Raw genomic sequence first — 18,356 nt, 5'->3', positions numbered from 1 at the left:
TTACTCTTAAGGATGGACGGGCAAAGCTTAAACGATTCTTCATTTGAAAATGATGGGAGATTCATATTCCCGTTTCATCAATGCAGCTTGATATGGTTCCGACAAGCCCAATGCATACACCTGTGCCGCTCGCAAGTCCGTATCGATATCCTGTTTCTGATAGGACGAAAGTTTAGAGATGAGCGGGAGGGGTAAGCCTTTTTTTACAGTGCGAAGATAATCTTGTCCCCGGCCATTCATGCCAAGAAGTCTGATATAGGCTGGTTGGTCATTGTGAATCACCTGTTCCTTTAATGTATGGGTCAATATATGGACACACATCCGTTGTAGTCGTGTCCATGTGTAGCGTTTTGTCTTCAGGGCTGCCATGAATCCAGAAAAGCTCGAAGATTGTTTGGCCATCTCCTTTATCCGGTGTTCAATGCCTTCCTCAATTTCGTATATCCCCGCTAATTCGGTTAAAGAGGAAGAAAGGATTCGGTATTTCAACATGGGCCAATACATTTCCCAGTCATGCAAGGCATGGTAGTGCTTTAAATATTGCTCAAGACCATTCATCGTCGGTTGAGGAATATAACTGGAAACAGAATTTAACTCCTGGTGTTCATGGATGGCTTTTCGTATCCCCGTTGCACTGGCAATAGGGTCTTTGGACAACTTTGTTTCATGGTATCCGGCAGCGACCCTTTGAATCGTATAAGGGCGAATGGAGTAGCCGTTTGAAAGTGCAGCACTTACATATTCCTTTCCAAGAATATTATTTGGCTTAGTCAAATCCAATCCGGCATCACCATTGATGATCGATCGATAAGCCTGGGCAGCACTGGCCGGATAACTATTACCGGCATCCATAGCCGATTTAATTGCGGCATCGAATGCAGCGGAATTATCCGATAGAATTCTGTGGGCAGTGATGAATGGTTCAATTCTGCCATCCTCGCTTCCAAAGCAAAAGGAGTCACAGCCAAGGGATTCCAAAAGAGAAATAGATCCTTTTGCAAATATTTCCGCCTTCTGTGTCGCGAAAGCATAGGGTAGCTCAATGACAAGATCTATGCCGCCGTTCAAGGCCATTTCGGCACGTGTCCACTTGCTGACGATAGCAGGCTCGCCACGCTGTAAGAAGGGTCCGCTCATAACAGCGACCACAACATCTGCCCCTGTTTTTTCTCTACTTTCTCTTGCATGTAAAACATGTCCATTGTGAAAAGGGTTATATTCGACTACTAAACCGCAAGCTTTCATTCGTTCACCTCAGAGAAAAACTTTGTATTTTATCAACTTAGTGCTAAAATAGTATTTCAAGTAAAATTACTATAAGTAATCGTCCGGATTCTTTGTTTGAAATGATTCTTAAACTTAGACAATCAGTTAGGATGACTACATTATAGTGTAAAGAAAAAATATTGACAAACTTATAATTGAAAGCTATAATTATTTTTGTTGCCTTGAGGTGATTTCATTTGAAATGGACGATTAGTCAACTTCAAAAAATTCGGGACAAAGATTTACGGTTTGATGAACTGGTGGATGTCTTGGACATTAGAGAAAGAGACCCGCAAATTCGCGATGTTTCTCCGATCAGAGTAGCAGGAAGAGCTGATATCAGCTCGACCGAGATTACTTTTCACTTGCATCTTTCAGGTGAATTAACATTACCTTGCTCCCGTACACTGGTAGACGTTAAATATCCGATTGATATTGATACAAAGGAAACCTTTCTTTTAAAGGCAGATGGCGCTGATTTCTACGGAGATGATGTCACTGTTGTGGAAGGTGAAGTTGTAGACCTAATACCGGTAATTAAAGAAAATTTATTGCTAGAAATTCCGATGCAGGTTTTTTGTGAGGATGTCGATTCGAACGAAGCTGCTCCTCAATCCGGAAAAGACTGGGCTGTTATTTCTGAAGAGGAAAATGAGCATAAGGTTGATCCGAGATTTGCAAAGCTTGCCGACTTTTTTGACAACAATAAAGAATCTTGATTGGAACGAAAAATCGTTAATCCGATTTTTCCAGCTTTTTTATATTTTTTAAGGAGGTGGGAATAATGGCTGTACCTTTTAGAAGAACGTCGAAAACTGTAAAAAGAAAACGTCGTACGCACTTCAAGCTTCAAGTACCTGGTATGGTAGAATGCCCGAGCTGTGGTGGAATGACTCTTTCACATCACGTTTGTAAAGAATGTGGAACATATAAAGGAAAAGAAGTTGTCGCAAAATAATTTCTTGACCTACTTGAGAGCTTTGCTTTCTTGATGCAACACGCTAATCAAAGCGCAGGGATTTTTCTCTGTGCTTTTTTTACAAATATATTTGGCAGAATATTTTGAATCATCTATGTTTGCCGATGATTTTGGAGAAGGTGTTTACATGGATCAGGTGATTGAAGTTGAAAAGGATAAACGCGGTTTCATGAAGCTCCTATTTAATAGACCGGAGAAAAGGAATGCCGTGAATTATCAATTGATGGACGAACTTGAGTTGATATTGTCAGAAGCTGCATACGATGATGAAGTTAAGTTGCTAGTCCTGACAGGGGCGGGATCTCAGGCATTCTGTTCAGGTGGGGATCTAAGGGAATTTCAGGATTTGCACACAGAAGAAGAGGCCTTTGCTATGTTATCGAAAATGGGTGAAATTCTGTATAAACTAGCAGTTTTCCCAAAACCAACAATAGCGCTCATCAATGGAAGTGCTTTCGGCGGTGGATGCGAAATAGCGACAGCTTGTGATTTCAGATTAGCAAAGAGTGAAGTCAAGCTAGGGTTTGTGCAAGGTACACTGGGAATAACGACAGGCTGGGGCGGAGCTTCACTTTTACTTGAAAAAATACCAGAGCAAAAAGCGCTAAAGCTATTATTGGATGCAAAAATACATAAAGCTGAGGAAGCAAAGGAATTTGGTTTCGTAGATGAGATAGTCGGAGAAGGTACGGATGGATGGGAAATGTTCGCAGAAGATTTTCTTCGCCATGAGACAGGGGTATTGATGGCCTATAAACGATTGCTGGTCCATAAATGGCAGGGTAGCGGGCTTAAAGGAAGAATGGATGCGGAAATCCGGGAATGTTCTAAACTGTGGGCGAGTGATGAGCATCATGCTGCAGTCAATCGTTTTTTAAATAAGAAAAAATAAATATTACACGCTCTATATATCTTCTATCTTTCCTAGCATGTGCATATTATGAATTAAAACTTGCTGGGAGGTAGAGAGATGACGATTGCGAGACAAGATGCATGGAATCATGATGAGGATCTGTTGTTGGCTGAAGTGGTACTGAGGCATATACGAGAAGGCAGTACACAATTAAAGGCGTTTGAAGAAGTGGGGAAACAGTTATCGAGGACATCTGCTGCTTGTGGGTTCCGTTGGAATTCATTTGTAAGGAAGCAATATAAGTCTGGGATAGAGCTGGCGAAAAAACAAAGGAAAGAACAGGTAGTCAATAATCCTGAAATGGAAATGGATTCGGTTGCAGTGGCGGAGAATGTCACGATTGAAGAAAAAACGCCCGAGCATGAAGATAAAGAATCTATTACCCTTCAGGAAGTTATATTATATTTAACTAAAATGGATGAATTCTTTCAGCTTGATAATAAGGAAAAAGAACGGATTTCTGAGCGGTCCCTATTTCTTGAACGGGAAAATGCACGATTATTGGAAGAGAATGTATTGCTTAAAGAAAACCTGAAAGCTGTTGAGGAAGATTACCGTGCGTTAATGCAGATTATGGAGCGTGCGAGAAAACTTAGTGTACAAGAGGACGAAAAGACTAACCCGAAGGTGAGTTTCCAAATGGATAAGAATGGTAATCTGGAAAGGGTCAATAAATAAAAAATGCGGGTGGGAAAATCCGCCCGCATTTTCTTGATGCTTCCTTATTCTTGTGTATCTATTTCTTTATTATCTTGTATGTCAAATGGGCTCCAAATCAGCGGGTTTTCTCCGAGGTCCCTGTCCAAATCATAGGAAACAGCAGAAAAACCCATCTTTTTCCAAAAGTCTTGTGAATGAACTCTTGGATTGGTTTTGATAGGCGTGTTCAGGCTTTTGGCGAATTCGACCAAAGCGCTTCCATAACCTTTTTTCTGATAGTTAGGCAGGACTTCAAGTTTCCAAAGAACAAGGAAGTCCCTAGACTTGTCAAAATACTGGTCGAATTTAGCACTTCTTTTATACAGGCTCATGCGGGCTACAAGTTTGTCGCCATAAAAGATTCCGTAAAAAGGTGATTGGCTGTCATTTTCGATGATGTTACCCTCTAAATCATCTAGCATTGACAGTTCCTGTATCCCGTATTCTTTGAATTTTTTGAATTCCTCAAGCGTTTTAAAATTTACAAGTAATCGTTCTACCTTGTATTCCATAAAAAAGCTCCCCCTTAATTCTGATAAACCTCTTCGATAGTACCCTTTGAAAGTCATCCCACTGATCTTTACGATGTGGAATTCCAGCTAAGGTCAAATCTAGTATGACATCATCGACTTATCCTAGCTGTCTAAATGCTTATAGCCTTTTATCCCCCGCCCTTTTCCCTTCAATTTCTCGCGGGTTGAGTTTGGAGTTATCTTTTGTTCCTAAAAGTATTCAAAATGGCTAAGCTTTTCGTATCTAATATACCATTAAATTAACGCTTAAAGAAGAAAATATATCTTCAATGGCGTATTAATAATTCTTTTCATTGGTATTTTATGACGAGCCTTGTTAATGGCAGTTTAATTTCATTCAATCAGATGTGCTGCGTTTTCCAACGATGGGAAAATTGATGCAGGATAAAAAAGATAATGTGATAAAATAGTGAATATATTTCAAAAAGTAAGGAAGGGTATTATGAGAATTGGAATCATTGGGGGAGGGGCCATAGGGCTGCTGTTTGCGTCTCATTTAAGTGAAAAACATGGTGTGACACTCTATACTCATACTGCGGATCAGGCGTCCATCATCCAACGTGATGGAATCCGTCTTATTGCGGATGGTGAAAGCAGACTGCTGACAGGCATCATTTCCAAGTGCCTGGATGATGGGATATCGGATGTGGATCTTCTGATATTGGCCGTCAAGCAATATCACCTGCCGCAAATATTGCCTAGGATCAAAGGTATTCAGGTTCCATTGCTATTCTTGCAGAATGGCTATGGGCATATTTCTTATTTAAAGCAGCTTCAATCCCAGACCATATATGTGGGGGTAGTGGAGCATGGGGCATTGAAACATGACGGGAATACCGTGGAGCATACAGGGCACGGCATTACTAGGGTCGCTTCCTTTAAAGGGAAACTTGAGCAACTATCGTTAGTGAATGAAAGGTTGGATCATTTTCCTTTTGCGAAGAGTGAGGATTTTCACTCGATGCTGATCGATAAGCTTGTCGTTAATGCAGTGATAAACCCGTTAACGGCGATACTTGATGTGGAAAATGGCGGTTTAATCACTAACTCCTTTTACTACCAATTATTTCAAGAGCTTTTTGAAGAAATCTCCGGTATTTTGGAAGTTGAAAATAAGGATGAGTCATTTGAACATGTGAAATCCGTTTGTATGGCAACTGCCGAAAATCGATCGTCAATGCTAAAAGATATAGAAAATGGCCGTAAAACGGAAATTGATGCTATTTTGGGTCATATCCTCTCGGAGGCAAAGAGTAAAGGGAAAAGTGATTGCCTGACATCTTCTCTATATAAGATGGTCAAAGGAAAAGAGTCTCAGGGGGGATGAGCATGTGCCGTACGTAGTTTCAAGTATTGCCGCGATATTTATTACCTTGCCTTTCGTAGGGTATTTACTTTTTTTTATAAGTGCCAAACAATACACTGGAAACCATAGGCGCTCCGTTCAATTTGCAATGGACATGAGTACGCTGCTGTTCATATTATCCGTCCATTATTTGATCATTACGATTTGGGATAAGCAAATTCTTTGGGTGATCATGCTGATCATGATCATCAACGCATTCGTGGTGGTCCTTGTCCATTACAAGGTAAAACAGGAAATCATTTTCCATAAGGTATTAAAGGGTTTTTGGAGAGTGAACTTCGCCTTCTTTTTTGTAGCTTACCTTCTATTATTTTCCATTGGCATAATTGCAAGTATTACGAAGATATTGACTACATAACATAGAACATCGCATCAATTTTCTGCTGCTGGGCAACTTCTTTTGTTTTCTTAAACCGGAATGTTATACTCTAAAAAGAATTGTAGTTGCAGAGAAAGGGAGAACAGAAATGGAGATGAAAGATCTCGCGTTACCATCTTTAAACCGTTTTGCATCGGACTATTTACAAAACCGTCTTGAAACGGAGGATTATTTTCACTATGACTTGTCTAAGCCTGACATTTATCTCAATAGATATAATGAATTGATGAACCGCTCTTTTTTACGTGATGAATTGTCGGATTACATACAACAATACATGTCCCATTTTTCAATCAGTGAGGCAGTTAAGGGGAATATTGAAAGGTTGCGCAGGGATGATTCCGTGGTGGTAATTGGAGGGCAGCAGGCAGGGTTATTATCAGGGCCGCTGTATACCATTCATAAAGTGATTTCGATCATTAAGCTTGCGGAAGAACAGGAAAAAGAACTTGGGCAGCCAGTCATTCCAGTTTTTTGGATAGCTGGAGAAGATCATGATTTGGCTGAAGTCAATCATGTTTATGTTATGAAAAACGGTAAACCCGATAAAAAAACCTATCCTTCCTATCAGCCGTATAAAACAATGGTTTCTGATGTAGAGCTGGAAACGGATAAGGCTGAGAAATGGCTTGAGGAAATCATTGAAACTTATGGCGAAACGGCCTTTACGAATAAACTCCTGATTGATATGAAGGAAACCATTAAGCAATCGAATACTTTCGTCGATTTCTTCGCCAGACTGATTCATGAATGGTTCAAAGAATATGGCCTTTTACTAGTCGATGCCGGTGATCCGGAATTAAGGCGAATTGAGAAGGCATACTTTGAATCGATGGTCAATGAAAGTGAACGGATTGCTGAAGTGGTCGAGGAACAGCAATCATTCATGCATGCGAAAGGGTATGCAAAAATGATTGAAATGGATAAACGGGCAGCTAATTTATTTTATTATGATCCAGAAAAAAAAGATCGATGTTTACTCGAACGTGTAGAAGGTGGTTTCAGCGGAAAAAACGGTGAAGTATCATTTACCGGGCAGGAACTCTTGCAGATTGCCAAAAATCATCCTGAACGATTAAGCAACAATGTCATTACACGCCCGCTCATGCAGGAAATGCTTTTCCCTGTATTGGCTTTCGTTTCTGGACCTGGGGAAATAGCTTATTGGGCAGAATTAAAAAAGGCATTTGAGTTGTTTTCCATGAAGATGCCGCCAATCATTCCTAGGTTGAATATCACGCTGGTAGAGCGCAGTATCCATAGCGACCTTGAAGAAATGGAACTCGGTTTGGAAACTGTTCTGACTGAAGGAACCGCTAATGCTGTGAAAAGTTACCTTGATTCGGTGAAAGATGAGACGATTGACACTCTGTTCGGGACACTGAAATCACAGCTTGAAGAGAACCATGAAAAGCTATTTGCCCACGCTGTCTCTTTAGATAGAGGACTTGAGCCGATGTTGAACAAAAACATCGAATTCATTCAAAAGCAATTGAATTTCATGTATGGCAAAATCGGTGACCGTACAAAGGAACGGCATTCGGTCATATTGAAAAAATATGAACGGATTGCAAATTCACTGTACCCTCTTGGATCACCTCAGGAGAGGATTTGGAATGTGTTTTATTACTTGAATCAATACGGGCCAGAGTTCGTACGGGATATGATGAAACTGGAATACCGGTTCAATAATCAGCATAAATTGATTTTCATTTAGAAAATCCATCCGTTTTGGGGAAAAGTGGCGGACACTTCAATTTGAATAGGGTTGCCACAAACCAATCCTGCCGGAGGGATTAAAAAGTGTAAAAAAGACAGGTGCTAAAGCCTGTCTTTTTTTTCTGTTTTCTGGGCTATTGTCAGGTAGTGCTTCGACAGTAATGGTGGGACTGCGTCTTAGTCTGAGTCCATTCGAGGGAATTGCACGTTTCTGTGAATAATTTGGCTAAATAAACTTAAGTAGAAAAGAAGGGAATTTTTACTTAGAAGGAGAAAGTAAAAACAAGTGGAGAAAGGTGGGGGAATGTGGTACATTGAGATTAGAATGTGGGGGTTGTGGGTATGTTCATGGGAGAGTACCATCATAACATCGATATAAAGGGCCGTTTGATTGTCCCAGTGAAATTCAGGGAAAATCTCGGGGAGCAATTTGTCCTTACCCGCGGACTCGATCAATGTTTATTTGGTTACCCTATGGAAGAGTGGAAGCTGCTTGAAGAAAAGCTGAAAGCCCTACCTTTAACAAAAAAAGATGCCCGAGCCTTTACCCGTTTTTTCTTTTCTGCAGCTACAGAGTGCGAAATTGATAAACAAGGGCGAATTAATATCCCCACGCCGCTTACTTCATATGGCCAATTGGAAAAAGAATGTGTAATTCTTGGTGTTACCAATCGTATTGAGATTTGGAGCAAATCCCTTTGGGAAAACTATTTTTCAGCTTCTGAGGATTCTTTCGCTGAGATAGCAGAAAATATGATTGGCTTTGATATTTAAGGCTGCCCCCAGAAATAGGGTCACTCAATAACCGATTGGAAGGATGTCTAGCATGTTTCAACATACAACAGTGTTATTAAAAGAGACGGTTGATGGATTGAACATCAAACCTGATGGAATTTATGTGGATTGTACTTTAGGAGGAGCCGGTCACAGCGAATACTTACTTTCACAGCTCTCTGACAAGGGTAGGCTTTATGCTTTTGATCAGGACGAAACGGCGATTCGGAATGCTAAGGAAAAATTGGAAAGCTATGGCGAACGTATTGTTCTTGTTCCTAATAATTTTAAATACTTAAAAGAAGAGTTGAATGCCCGGGGAATCGAGAAAGTGGACGGGATCCTTTATGATTTAGGTGTGTCATCCCCACAATTGGATACACCAGAGCGTGGTTTCAGCTATAACCATGATGCACCTTTGGATATGAGGATGGACCAAAGTGCTGCCATTTCTGCCTATGATGTCGTGAATACTTGGTCATTCCATGATTTGCTGAGAATTTTCTTCCAATATGGCGAAGAAAAGTTTTCGAAACAAATTGCCAGGAAAATTGAAGCGGCACGTGAAATAAAACCGATTGAAACGACATTCGAGCTTGTGGAGTTAATTAAGGATGGAATACCGGCCCCGGCAAGACGTAAAGGCGGACACCCTGCGAAACGAGTGTTCCAAGCAATAAGAATCGCTGTGAATGACGAACTTGGTGTCTTTGAAGATTCCTTGGAGCAAGCCATATCGCTTTTGGATAAAGAAGGAAGAATATCTGTCATTACATTCCATTCATTAGAAGATAGAATTTGTAAAACGGTATTTAAAAAAGCCAGTAGCATGCCGGACCTTCCGCCTGGACTTCCAGTTATCCCGGATGAATTCAAACCAACTATGAAAATAATTACGAGAAAACCGATTTTACCTTCTGAAGAAGAATTGGAAGGGAATAATCGTTCCCGGTCGGCTAAGTTAAGAATCGCCGAAAAGCAATAATCACAGAAAAAAATCAGTAGAGGGGGAACATGAATGAGTTCCATAGCCAAAAAAATACAAGAACAGCAATATGAAGACCAACAGCAGCAACAGACGCATCAAACAGTGGTCATCCGTAAAGCGAAGATATCCATTGGTGAAGTTTTCTTACTATGTGCCCTTGCTATCATGGTTACCTTTATGGGAGTGAAAATAGTCTCTAATCAAGCGGCCATCTATGAAACGAATAAAGAAATCCAGCTAGTGGAAACGTCGATTGAAAAACAGGGTAAAGTGAATGAAGATTTGAAAGTACAGGTTGCTGAACTTAGTACATACGAAAGAATTTGGAAAAAAGCTGCAGCGCTAGGCTTCAAGTTAAATGAGAATAATGTGAAGGGTGTGCAGTGATAATGCAGAAACAAAAAAATATGAAGCATGGGGCAGCCGGATTATTCTTCTTATTCGGCCTGCTCTTTTTTGTATTAGTCTGCCGCTTTTTGTATATTCAGGTGACAGGTACAGCAGGCGGGGAGGTACTGGCTTCGAAAATCGACAAGAAATATGAAAAAAAACAGGTCCTAGAAGCCAAAAGGGGAAGCATACTCGATACTAAGGGTGAAGTCATCGCTGAGGATACTCCCTCCTATATCTTAAGGGCTGTACTCAGTGAAAAGGAGCCGGAGCATGTCAAGGATCCGGAGATGACCGCTAGTAAGCTAGCTAAATATATCGACATGGATGAACAGGACATTTATGAAAGACTTACGAAAAAAGGGGCATACCAGGTGGAGTTTGGCAGTGCGGGCAAGGATTTGACTCAGGTCGTCAAGCAGAAAATAGAAAAAATGGAACTGCCGGGAATTACATTCGGAAGTACGAATAAACGTTTTTATCCTAATGGAATTTTCGCCTCCCATCTGATTGGCTATGTAGAAAAGGATGAAGAAACGGAAGAAATGGCTGGTAAGTTCGGCATTGAAAAGTACCTCAATAAAGAACTACAGGAAACGAACGGGGAGCTGACATATGACAGTGACTCATGGGGCTTTCTTTTACCGGATACGAAGGAAAAGGTGGTTGCCCCGGATAATGGCAATGATGTTATGCTTACGATCGACAAGAAAATACAAACGTTCCTGGAAGATTCGATGAGCAAAGTGCAGGAAAAATACGATCCCGAGCAAATCATAGCGATTGTCTCCAATCCAAAAACGGGGGAAATTGTGGCGATGGGGCAAAGGCCTACCTTCCACCCGACAACGAAAGTCGGGCTTACGGATACTTGGCGTAACCTGGCTATTGAAGAAAGCTTCGAACCGGGATCAACCATGAAAACATTCACCCTTGCCGCGGCTGTTGAGGAAGGGGTCTTTAATCCGAATGAAAGCTTTGTCGCTGGAACCTACAAAGCCGGATCGGGGAAAATCGGAGATCATAGCGGAATCGAAAGAGGGAAGAGCATGACATTTCTTGAAGGGGTTCAACGTTCCTCCAACGTCGCTTTTGCCACTCTTGCAATGGATAAGATAGGAGAGGATACTTTCCGTGAGTATTTGACTAAGTTCGGATTTGATAAAAAAACGGGAATTGACCTGCCGAACGAGATAACTGGAAAAATTCAATACAAGTATAAGCTTGAAAAAGTTACTACTTCCTTTGGACAGGGTTCGACCGTTACACCGATTCAACAAATCCAAGCTGCATCCGCAATAGCCAATGACGGAAAAATGATGCAGCCGTACGTGATAAAAAGCATTTCCGATCAAGATACCGGAAAAATTTTGAAAACGACAAAGCCAAAAGTGACAGGGCAACCGATTTCGGCAGAAACTGCAAAACAAGTACGTGATTATTTGGAAACGGTAATTTCCGCGAAAAAAGGAACAGGGAAAAAATATGCCATTGATGGATATGAAGTAGCGGGGAAAACCGGTACTGCACAAATTCCTGGTCCGACAGGTAGATATTTAGAAGGGAAAAATAACTATGTATTCTCCTTTTTAGGTATGGCTCCAAAAGATGATCCGCAGTTGGTCATGTATGTGGCGGTCAAGCAGCCGAAGTTAGGTGTATCTTATGTTGGGGCTGATCCATTGTCAGAGATATTTAATCCTGTCATGCAAAATAGCCTGCAATATCTAAACATAAAGCCTTCTGAGGTTAAAAAACAAAAAGCAAATAAAATCGTTGACTATACGAATCAAACCGAAAGTTCAGCTGTCAAAGAACTGAAGGAACTTGGCTATGATGTAAGTACGATCGGCAGTGGGCGTAAAGTGCTCGATCAATCCCCAAAAGCGGGGAGTATACTGTTACAGGGTGAAAGGATAATCCTGAGGACGGAAGGAGAAATGAAAGTTCCTGACATGAAGGGATGGTCCCTGCGCGATGTTATGAAATTGGCTAAGGTTGCAAAACTGGAGCTAAAAACTGAAGGTACTGGATATGTGAGTAAACAAAGTCTTGAGGCCGGGAAAAAAGTGAAGGAAGGAGAGACCTTCAATATTGAATTATCCCAGCCTGAAGGGGCTGGTGAAGATATACCGACAAAAGAGACAACAGAGTGAAGATAAAGAGGGGATCCAAATGGATCCCCTCTTTAATTCTTACAAAGTTTCTAGTCTAGCATCGAGTAGACAAGCATATATTGAAGCATGTATGAAATGGAGGTGCCTGTTTTTGCGTGTTTCGAATGTTACTGTCCGAAAACGGCTGGCAATCGCATTGGCGATCGGTATCGTTGTTTTTTTTATCATTGATATCCGATTGGGAATTGTACAGTTTTATCTAGGGGATAAGTTGACGGGGCTGGCTAAAGATTCCTGGAGCAGGAATATTCCTTTTGAAGCCAAACGAGGAGAAATTCTCGATCGGAATGGTGTTGAGCTGGCAACGAATATATCTGCTCCAACAGTCTATGTCATCCCAAGACAGATTGAGAATCCTGGGGAGACGGCGGAACAGCTTGCTTCAATATTGGATATGACAAAGGAAAAGGCTTATCAATGGTTAACGAAACAGGCGATGAGCGTCAGAATTCCGGAAGGCAGAAAGATATCTCATGAAAAGGCGAAGGAAATAAAAGCATTAGGGATAAAGGGCGTTTATATAGCTGAAGATTCAAAGCGCCATTACCCATTTGGTGAATACCTTTCGCATGTTCTTGGCTTTACAGGCTCTGACAATCAAGGGTTGATGGGTATTGAATTGTCATATGATAAGGAACTAAGCGGAGAAAAAGGATTCGTTAAATTTTACTCCGATGCGAAAGGGAAAAGGCTTGAGAATATGGCCGATGACTATAAGCCCCCTGTTGATGGTGATAACTTGAAGCTAACCATCGATAGCAAAATCCAGACAATTGTGGAGAGGGAGCTCGATAATGCGGAGGCGACATATGATCCCGATGGTCTAATTGCCATTGCAATGGACCCGAATACAGGGGAAATATTGGCAATGTCAAGCAGGCCAACCTTCGACCCGGCCAATTTTCAAAATGTACCTTCAGAAGTGTATAATCGTAATTTACCAGTTTGGAGTATATATGAACCAGGTTCGACTTTTAAGATCATCACGCTTGCTGCGGCGCTTGAGGAAGGGAAGGTCGACTTACAAAAGGAACATTTTTATGATTCCGGACATGTGGAAGTGTCAGGGTCTACACTGCATTGCTGGAAAAGCGGAGGACATGGGGACCAAACTTTTCTTGAAGTCGTCGAGAACTCATGTAACCCTGGTTTTGTAGAATTAGGGAACCGGCTTGGTAAAGACAAGCTGTTTAAATATATAAATGATTTTGGGTTTGGGCAAAAGACGGGGATTGATTTAACAGGAGAAGGAAAAGGAATCATGTTCAACATGGATCAAGTGGGTCCGGTTGAGCAGGCAACGACAGCGTTTGGACAAGGTGTAGCCGTAACGCCCATTCAGCAGGTGACAGCGGTATCGGCGGCTGTGAATGGCGGAACTTTGTATACACCTTATATCGCGAAGGAACTTGTGAATCCAAAAAATGGGGAAGTGCTGATGCGAAAGACCCCACAGGCGAAGAAAAAAGTGATTTCAGAAGCAACCTCGAAGAAAGTCCGTGAAGCACTTGAATCCGTTGTCGCCCAAGGTAGCGGTAAAGGAGCATTCGTGGAGTCGTACCGAGTCGGCGGGAAAACGGGTACAGCCCAAAAAGCTGAAAATGGCAGATACCTTGAAAATAATTATATTCTCTCATTCATTGGGGTCGCACCAGCGGATGATCCGCAAATCGTCGTTTATATAGCTGTGGATAATCCGAAAGGAACGGTACAGTTCGGCGGGGTCGTTGCCGCACCAATCGTTGGGAATATCATGGAGGATTCACTTAGGGCCATGGGCGTCAAGCCAAGGAAAAACCAGATTGAGAAGGAAACGGTCTGGACGGATCCTGTCATGGTCGAGGTACCTGACGTTGTGGGTCTAAGCAAAAAAGAGTTGCAAACCCAGCTGATCGACCTTAAGCTGGATATTGCCGGAAATGGGGATAAAGTCATAAATCAAGCCCCGGATCCAGGTGTTAAAGTAAAACAAGGCTCCACAATAAGAATTTATCTTGGCGAAAATACAGAATAAGTATAATATAATATATGAATAGTTAAAGCGGCTGAAGAATCATCAGCCGCTTTGTTTACGGAGTCGGGATAACCCCGTATAATTGAAATTGGTTTCTCGACAAGCCAAGGCTAATCACATATAATGAATCCTCAAATTAAGTTGAGAGGGATGGAAAAATGAAGCTTCACAAATTACTATCTTATTTACACTCCTTATTTACGTATGAAGGAGAAAATCCTGAAATCACCTCCATTGAAAATGATAACCGTAAAGTCATAGACGGAAGTTTATTTGTTTGTATAAAAGGTTATACAGTCGATGGTCATGATTTTGCCCGACTTGCTGTAGAACATGGAGCTGCAGCAGTCATTGCCGAAAGGCCGCTTGACCTCGATGTTCCCGTGATCGTAGTCAGGGATTCGAGCAGGGCGATGGCGGTGCTTGCCGATGCATTCTATGGCCATCCGACTCAGAAGATGCGCTTGATCGGAATTACAGGTACAAATGGAAAGACGACGACCAGTCACTTATTGGAAAAGATTTTCGAGGATCGACAAGAAAAAACAGGCTTGATTGGCACGATGTATACAAAAATTGCCGATACGGTATATGAAACTAAGAATACGACGCCAGATAGCGTTACGCTGCAGAAGGCTTTTCATGAAATGGCCGAAGCATCCGTTACCACTGCCATTATGGAAGTTTCATCACATGCACTTGAGCTTGGACGCGTCCATGGCTGTGATTATGATATTGCCGTCTTTACGAATCTCACACAGGATCATTTGGATTTTCATAAAACCATGGACAGATACAGGCAGGCAAAATCCTTATTTTTCTCACAGCTAGGCAATGCTTACATAGAAAATCGTCCTAAATATGCTGTGCTTAATGCTGATGATGAGGCAACAGCTGATTTCATTAAAGCGACTGCTGCTACAGTTGTAACATACGGCATAGACAAAGAAGCAGATATCAGGGCCAAGGATATACAAATTGATGCTAATGGCACATCGTTCACCTTGACAGCAGGTAAAGAAGAGCGTTACATTCAGCTGAAGCTAATTGGTAAATTCAGTGTTTATAATGTGCTCTCTGCAATCTCAGCTGCTTTGTGCGCCGGTAACGATCTAGATGAGACAATTAGATCCATAGAGGATATAAAAGGTGTTGCAGGCCGTTTTGAGCTCATTACAGCGAATCAGGACTTCCCTGTCATTGTTGACTATGCCCATACTCCGGATAGTTTAGAAAATGTTCTAAAGACTGTTGGTGAGTTTGCTAGAAAGAAAATTTTCGTGATAGTGGGCTGCGGCGGGGACCGAGACAAGACAAAGCGTCCCATCATGGCCGAAATAGCATGCAGTTTGGCGACTGACCCGATCTTCACTTCGGATAATCCGCGCAGTGAAGATGCTGCCCAGATCCTCCGGGATATGGAAGCTGGTGTAGCAGGCAAAGAATATACGGTTATTGAAGACCGCAGGCAGGCGATTGCTTACGCTGTTTCCAAGGCGGAAGAGGGCGACGTTATATTAATAGCCGGAAAAGGTCATGAAACCTATCAATTGGTCGGTGACGAAGTGCTTCACTTCGATGACCGTGAAGAAGCGGAAAAGGCGATTCAAAGTCGTTTGGGTTCAGTTTGAACAAAGCTGAAATTGCCATGCAACAAATAAGAAAAGACATCAAGCAGAATTTTATATTTGAATTGTGTTAGGAATGAGGGAGTAAGGAATGTTGGAACAAGTGATTTTTTATACGATTTTGGTGGCGTTTTTAGTAACCGTTCTTCTTTCGCCGATTTTCATCCCGTTTTTAAGAAGATTGAAATTCGGGCAAAGTATTAGGGAAGAAGGCCCACAATCGCATCTGAAGAAAACTGGAACACCCACCATGGGCGGTTTGGTAATTTTATTATCTGTCACCATCGCTACACTAGTCATGACTTTGAAATTTTCGGCACCTTCAACCGAAACGTATTTATTATTATTCGTTACTTTAGGTTTTGGTTTATTAGGTTTCCTGGATGATTTCATCAAAGTGGTCATGAAGCGAAACCTAGGATTGACTTCCAAGCAAAAACTGCTTGGACAAATTGTGATTTCTGTCATCTTTTACTTCGTCTTTAAGCAGACAGACCGTTTTAATCCTGAATTGACGATTCCAGGTACTGACTTTGCTTTTGATTTTGGCTGGTTTTATCTGTTTATCGTTATTTTCTGGCTGGTAGGTTTTTCGAATGCCGTCAATTTGACGGATGGGCTTGATGGACTTGTCTCAGGAACATCAGCCATTGCCTTTGGTGCTTTTGCCATTTTGGCCTGGAGTCAGTCACAATATGATGTCGCTATTTTTTCGGTGGCGGTTGTCGGTGCAGTACTCGGGTTCTTGGTATTCAATGCACATCCAGCAAAGGTTTTCATGGGGGATACGGGTTCCTTGGCCCTTGGGGGAGCAATCGCAACCATCGCCTTGTTAACGAAGCTTGAAATCCTACTGGTAATCATTGGCGGAGTCTTCGTGATTGAGACGCTCTCGGTCATCCTGCAGGTAGGATCTTTTAAAACGACTGGTAAACGTATTTTTAAAATGAGTCCGCTTCACCACCATTATGAGCTTTCCGGCTGGTCGGAATGGCGCGTCGTCGTGACTTTCTGGACAGTGGGGCTGCTGTGTGCGGTACTTGGAATCTATTTAGAGGTGTGGATATAATTGAAAGAGACTGCAAAGTATTCAGAGAAAAAGATATTAGTATTGGGTTTGGCAAAAAGCGGAGTGATTGCAGCTTCGCTTCTACATAAATTAGGTGCTTTCGTGACGGTTAATGACATGAAGCCATTATCGGAAAATCCTGAGGCTCAAGGACTTCTTGAACAGGGAATCAAAGTCATCTGCGGCAGTCATCCGATCGAGCTTCTTGATGAGGGTTTCGAGCTGATCGTGAAAAATCCGGGAATCCCTTATCGGAACCCTATCGTAAAAGGGGCATTGGAAAAAGGGATCCCTGTTATCACGGAAGTTGAACTGGCCTATCAGATAAGTGAAGCACCTTTCATAGGGATCACTGGTACAAATGGGAAAACGACCACGACAACATTGATTTACGAAATGTTGAAGACCGGTGAAAAATCCCCGCTGGTTGCCGGTAATATCGGGACAGTGGCTTCTGGTGTTGCTGAAAATGCAAAACCCGATGACTCGATCGTCATTGAATTATCATCGTTTCAGCTAATGGGAATAGACGAATTTCGCCCTGAAATCTCAATCGTGACAAATTTGTATGATGCACATTTGGATTATCACAGTTCAAAACAGGAATATGTCGAAGCAAAAGCTGCCATTACGAAAAATCAAATAGACTCAGATTTCATGATTTATAATGCAGATCAAGATCTTGTTTTGTCCATGGCGAAAAAGACCAAGGCTGAACTTGTTCCTTTTTCAGCTGAAGTGAAACATGAGAATGGAGCCTATGTGGAAGATGGTGCCGTCAGTTTCCGAGGAGAAAAAATCATTGAAGTTTCAGAGATAGCCCTTCCTGGGAAGCATAATTTGGAAAATGTGCTCGCTGCCATCTCAGCGGCCAAACTGAAGGGTGTAGCTAACGAAGCCATACAGACTGTACTCAAAACATTTTATGGTGTGGAGCACCGTCTGCAGTTTGTGGCAACGATCGATAACCGTAAATTTTATAATGATTCGAAAGCGACGAACATTCTTGCAGCATCCAAAGCGCTAACTTCCTTTACGGAACCTGTCATCTTATTGGCGGGCGGTTTGGATCGCGGAAATGAATTTGATGAGCTGAAACCGGCGATGAAAAATGTCAAAGCCGTGATAACTTTTGGTGAAACGGCAGAAAAAATTGAACGGGTAGCCAAAGAATTAGGAATAGCGAATATAAAACGTGTCGATAATGTAGAAAAGGCCGTGCCGGCTGCATTTGAATTATCAGATGAAGGCGACTGCATTCTTCTCTCCCCTGCTTGTGCAAGCTGGGATCAATATAAAACTTTTGAGCAAAGAGGAGACATGTTTATGGAGGCCGTGCATAAACTTAAGTAAGAGCTTTCGCAGAGAGAAGTGAACTTGCTTCTACGTTGACACCATGGAAAAAAGCGATAATGAGCCGTTATCGCTTTTTTTTTGACTAAAGTGCTGACAAGCAATCAGC

The 18,356-nt window shown here is 41.9% G+C and carries 17 protein-coding genes; 15 read left to right on the top strand and 2 right to left on the bottom strand.

Going from position 1 to position 18,356, the window contains the following annotated elements:
• Positions 1–39: 39 nt before the first annotated feature.
• Positions 40–1,245 carry a nucleotidyltransferase gene (locus FNK51_RS01515; RefSeq protein ID WP_141992223.1) on the bottom strand — a complete coding sequence of 402 codons (1,206 nt, stop codon included), beginning with the start codon at positions 1,243–1,245 and terminating at the stop codon, positions 40–42.
• A gap of 218 nt (positions 1,246–1,463) precedes the next feature.
• Here FNK51_RS01515 and FNK51_RS01510 point away from each other — a divergent pair, with 218 nt between their 5' ends.
• From FNK51_RS01510 to FNK51_RS01495, 4 genes are all read left to right on the top strand, one after another.
• Positions 1,464–1,985: a YceD family protein gene (locus FNK51_RS01510; RefSeq protein ID WP_141992222.1), complete on the top strand. Its 522-nt coding sequence runs from the start codon at positions 1,464–1,466 to the stop codon at positions 1,983–1,985.
• 65 nt (positions 1,986–2,050) lie between these two features.
• Positions 2,051–2,224 carry a 50S ribosomal protein L32 gene (gene rpmF / locus FNK51_RS01505; protein WP_034313929.1) on the top strand — a complete coding sequence of 58 codons (174 nt, stop codon included), beginning with the start codon at positions 2,051–2,053 and terminating at the stop codon, positions 2,222–2,224.
• A 148-nt stretch (positions 2,225–2,372) separates the two neighbouring features.
• Positions 2,373–3,137: an enoyl-CoA hydratase/isomerase family protein gene (locus FNK51_RS01500; protein ID WP_141992221.1), complete on the top strand. Its 765-nt coding sequence runs from the start codon at positions 2,373–2,375 to the stop codon at positions 3,135–3,137.
• A gap of 78 nt (positions 3,138–3,215) precedes the next feature.
• Positions 3,216–3,836 (top strand): RsfA family transcriptional regulator, encoded by a 621-nt coding sequence (locus FNK51_RS01495; protein ID WP_098371092.1) that lies wholly within the window; start codon positions 3,216–3,218, stop codon positions 3,834–3,836.
• 44 nt (positions 3,837–3,880) lie between these two features.
• Here FNK51_RS01495 and FNK51_RS01490 read toward each other — a convergent pair whose 3' ends face one another.
• On the bottom strand, positions 3,881–4,369 hold the full coding sequence (locus FNK51_RS01490; protein ID WP_098371091.1) for an N-acetyltransferase: 489 nt from the start codon (positions 4,367–4,369) through the stop codon (positions 3,881–3,883).
• 463 nt (positions 4,370–4,832) lie between these two features.
• On the opposite strand from FNK51_RS01490, the gene FNK51_RS01485 reads away from it, so the two are divergent.
• From FNK51_RS01485 to murD, 11 genes are all read left to right on the top strand, one after another.
• Positions 4,833–5,717, top strand: a complete 885-nt coding sequence (locus FNK51_RS01485) for a 2-dehydropantoate 2-reductase (protein WP_141992220.1) — start codon at positions 4,833–4,835, stop codon at positions 5,715–5,717.
• A gap of 4 nt (positions 5,718–5,721) precedes the next feature.
• Positions 5,722–6,114, top strand: a complete 393-nt coding sequence (locus FNK51_RS01480) for a DUF3397 domain-containing protein (RefSeq protein ID WP_141992219.1) — start codon at positions 5,722–5,724, stop codon at positions 6,112–6,114.
• A 109-nt stretch (positions 6,115–6,223) separates the two neighbouring features.
• A complete protein-coding gene (gene bshC / locus FNK51_RS01475) occupies positions 6,224–7,852 on the top strand; it encodes a bacillithiol biosynthesis cysteine-adding enzyme BshC (RefSeq protein ID WP_141992218.1) in 1,629 nt (542 codons plus the stop codon).
• 344 nt (positions 7,853–8,196) lie between these two features.
• Positions 8,197–8,628, top strand: coding sequence for a division/cell wall cluster transcriptional repressor MraZ (mraZ, locus tag FNK51_RS01470; RefSeq protein WP_034313914.1), 432 nt, complete (start codon positions 8,197–8,199; stop codon positions 8,626–8,628).
• 52 nt (positions 8,629–8,680) lie between these two features.
• Positions 8,681–9,613, top strand: coding sequence for a 16S rRNA (cytosine(1402)-N(4))-methyltransferase RsmH (rsmH, locus tag FNK51_RS01465; protein ID WP_034313911.1), 933 nt, complete (start codon positions 8,681–8,683; stop codon positions 9,611–9,613).
• A 33-nt stretch (positions 9,614–9,646) separates the two neighbouring features.
• On the top strand, positions 9,647–10,003 hold the full coding sequence (gene ftsL / locus FNK51_RS01460; protein WP_076366682.1) for a cell division protein FtsL: 357 nt from the start codon (positions 9,647–9,649) through the stop codon (positions 10,001–10,003).
• A 2-nt stretch (positions 10,004–10,005) separates the two neighbouring features.
• The gene (locus FNK51_RS01455; protein ID WP_141992217.1) at positions 10,006–12,162 is read left to right on the top strand and encodes a penicillin-binding protein; all 2,157 of its coding nucleotides are present in this window, start codon (positions 10,006–10,008) and stop codon (positions 12,160–12,162) included.
• A 112-nt stretch (positions 12,163–12,274) separates the two neighbouring features.
• The gene (locus tag FNK51_RS01450) at positions 12,275–14,197 is read left to right on the top strand and encodes a stage V sporulation protein D (protein ID WP_098371086.1); all 1,923 of its coding nucleotides are present in this window, start codon (positions 12,275–12,277) and stop codon (positions 14,195–14,197) included.
• A 158-nt stretch (positions 14,198–14,355) separates the two neighbouring features.
• Positions 14,356–15,828, top strand: coding sequence for a UDP-N-acetylmuramoyl-L-alanyl-D-glutamate--2,6-diaminopimelate ligase (locus tag FNK51_RS01445; protein ID WP_098371085.1), 1,473 nt, complete (start codon positions 14,356–14,358; stop codon positions 15,826–15,828).
• An 88-nt stretch (positions 15,829–15,916) separates the two neighbouring features.
• Entirely contained in the window at positions 15,917–16,894 is a 978-nt protein-coding gene (gene mraY / locus FNK51_RS01440) for a phospho-N-acetylmuramoyl-pentapeptide-transferase (protein WP_034313901.1), read from the top strand.
• On the top strand, positions 16,895–18,247 hold the full coding sequence (gene murD, locus FNK51_RS01435) for a UDP-N-acetylmuramoyl-L-alanine--D-glutamate ligase (RefSeq protein WP_141992216.1): 1,353 nt from the start codon (positions 16,895–16,897) through the stop codon (positions 18,245–18,247).
• Positions 18,248–18,356: the final 109 nt, after the last annotated feature.

Source organism: Bacillus sp. B4EP4a, from assembly GCF_006680105.1.
GTDB lineage: Bacteria > Bacillota > Bacilli > Bacillales > DSM-1321 > Peribacillus > Peribacillus simplex_E.
This window is presented reverse-complemented; position numbering and strand designations above follow the sequence as displayed.

Bases quoted from the DNA above. Each gene is read 5' to 3' on its own strand.
- mraZ (WP_034313914.1), top strand. From the start codon at position 8,197: ATGTTCATGGGAGAGTACCATCATAACATCGATATAAAGGGCCGTTTG.
- FNK51_RS01445 (WP_098371085.1), top strand. From the start codon at position 14,356: ATGAAGCTTCACAAATTACTATCTTATTTACACTCCTTATTTACGTAT.
- FNK51_RS01455 (WP_141992217.1), top strand. From the start codon at position 10,006: ATGCAGAAACAAAAAAATATGAAGCATGGGGCAGCCGGATTATTCTTC.
- FNK51_RS01490 (WP_098371091.1), bottom strand. From the start codon at position 4,369: ATGGAATACAAGGTAGAACGATTACTTGTAAATTTTAAAACGCTTGAG.
- mraY (WP_034313901.1), top strand. From the start codon at position 15,917: ATGTTGGAACAAGTGATTTTTTATACGATTTTGGTGGCGTTTTTAGTA.
- ftsL (WP_076366682.1), top strand. From the start codon at position 9,647: ATGAGTTCCATAGCCAAAAAAATACAAGAACAGCAATATGAAGACCAA.
- FNK51_RS01500 (WP_141992221.1), top strand. From the start codon at position 2,373: ATGGATCAGGTGATTGAAGTTGAAAAGGATAAACGCGGTTTCATGAAG.
- rsmH (WP_034313911.1), top strand. From the start codon at position 8,681: ATGTTTCAACATACAACAGTGTTATTAAAAGAGACGGTTGATGGATTG.
- FNK51_RS01485 (WP_141992220.1), top strand. From the start codon at position 4,833: ATGAGAATTGGAATCATTGGGGGAGGGGCCATAGGGCTGCTGTTTGCG.
- bshC (WP_141992218.1), top strand. From the start codon at position 6,224: ATGGAGATGAAAGATCTCGCGTTACCATCTTTAAACCGTTTTGCATCG.
- FNK51_RS01495 (WP_098371092.1), top strand. From the start codon at position 3,216: ATGACGATTGCGAGACAAGATGCATGGAATCATGATGAGGATCTGTTG.
- rpmF (WP_034313929.1), top strand. From the start codon at position 2,051: ATGGCTGTACCTTTTAGAAGAACGTCGAAAACTGTAAAAAGAAAACGT.
- FNK51_RS01515 (WP_141992223.1), bottom strand. From the start codon at position 1,245: ATGAAAGCTTGCGGTTTAGTAGTCGAATATAACCCTTTTCACAATGGA.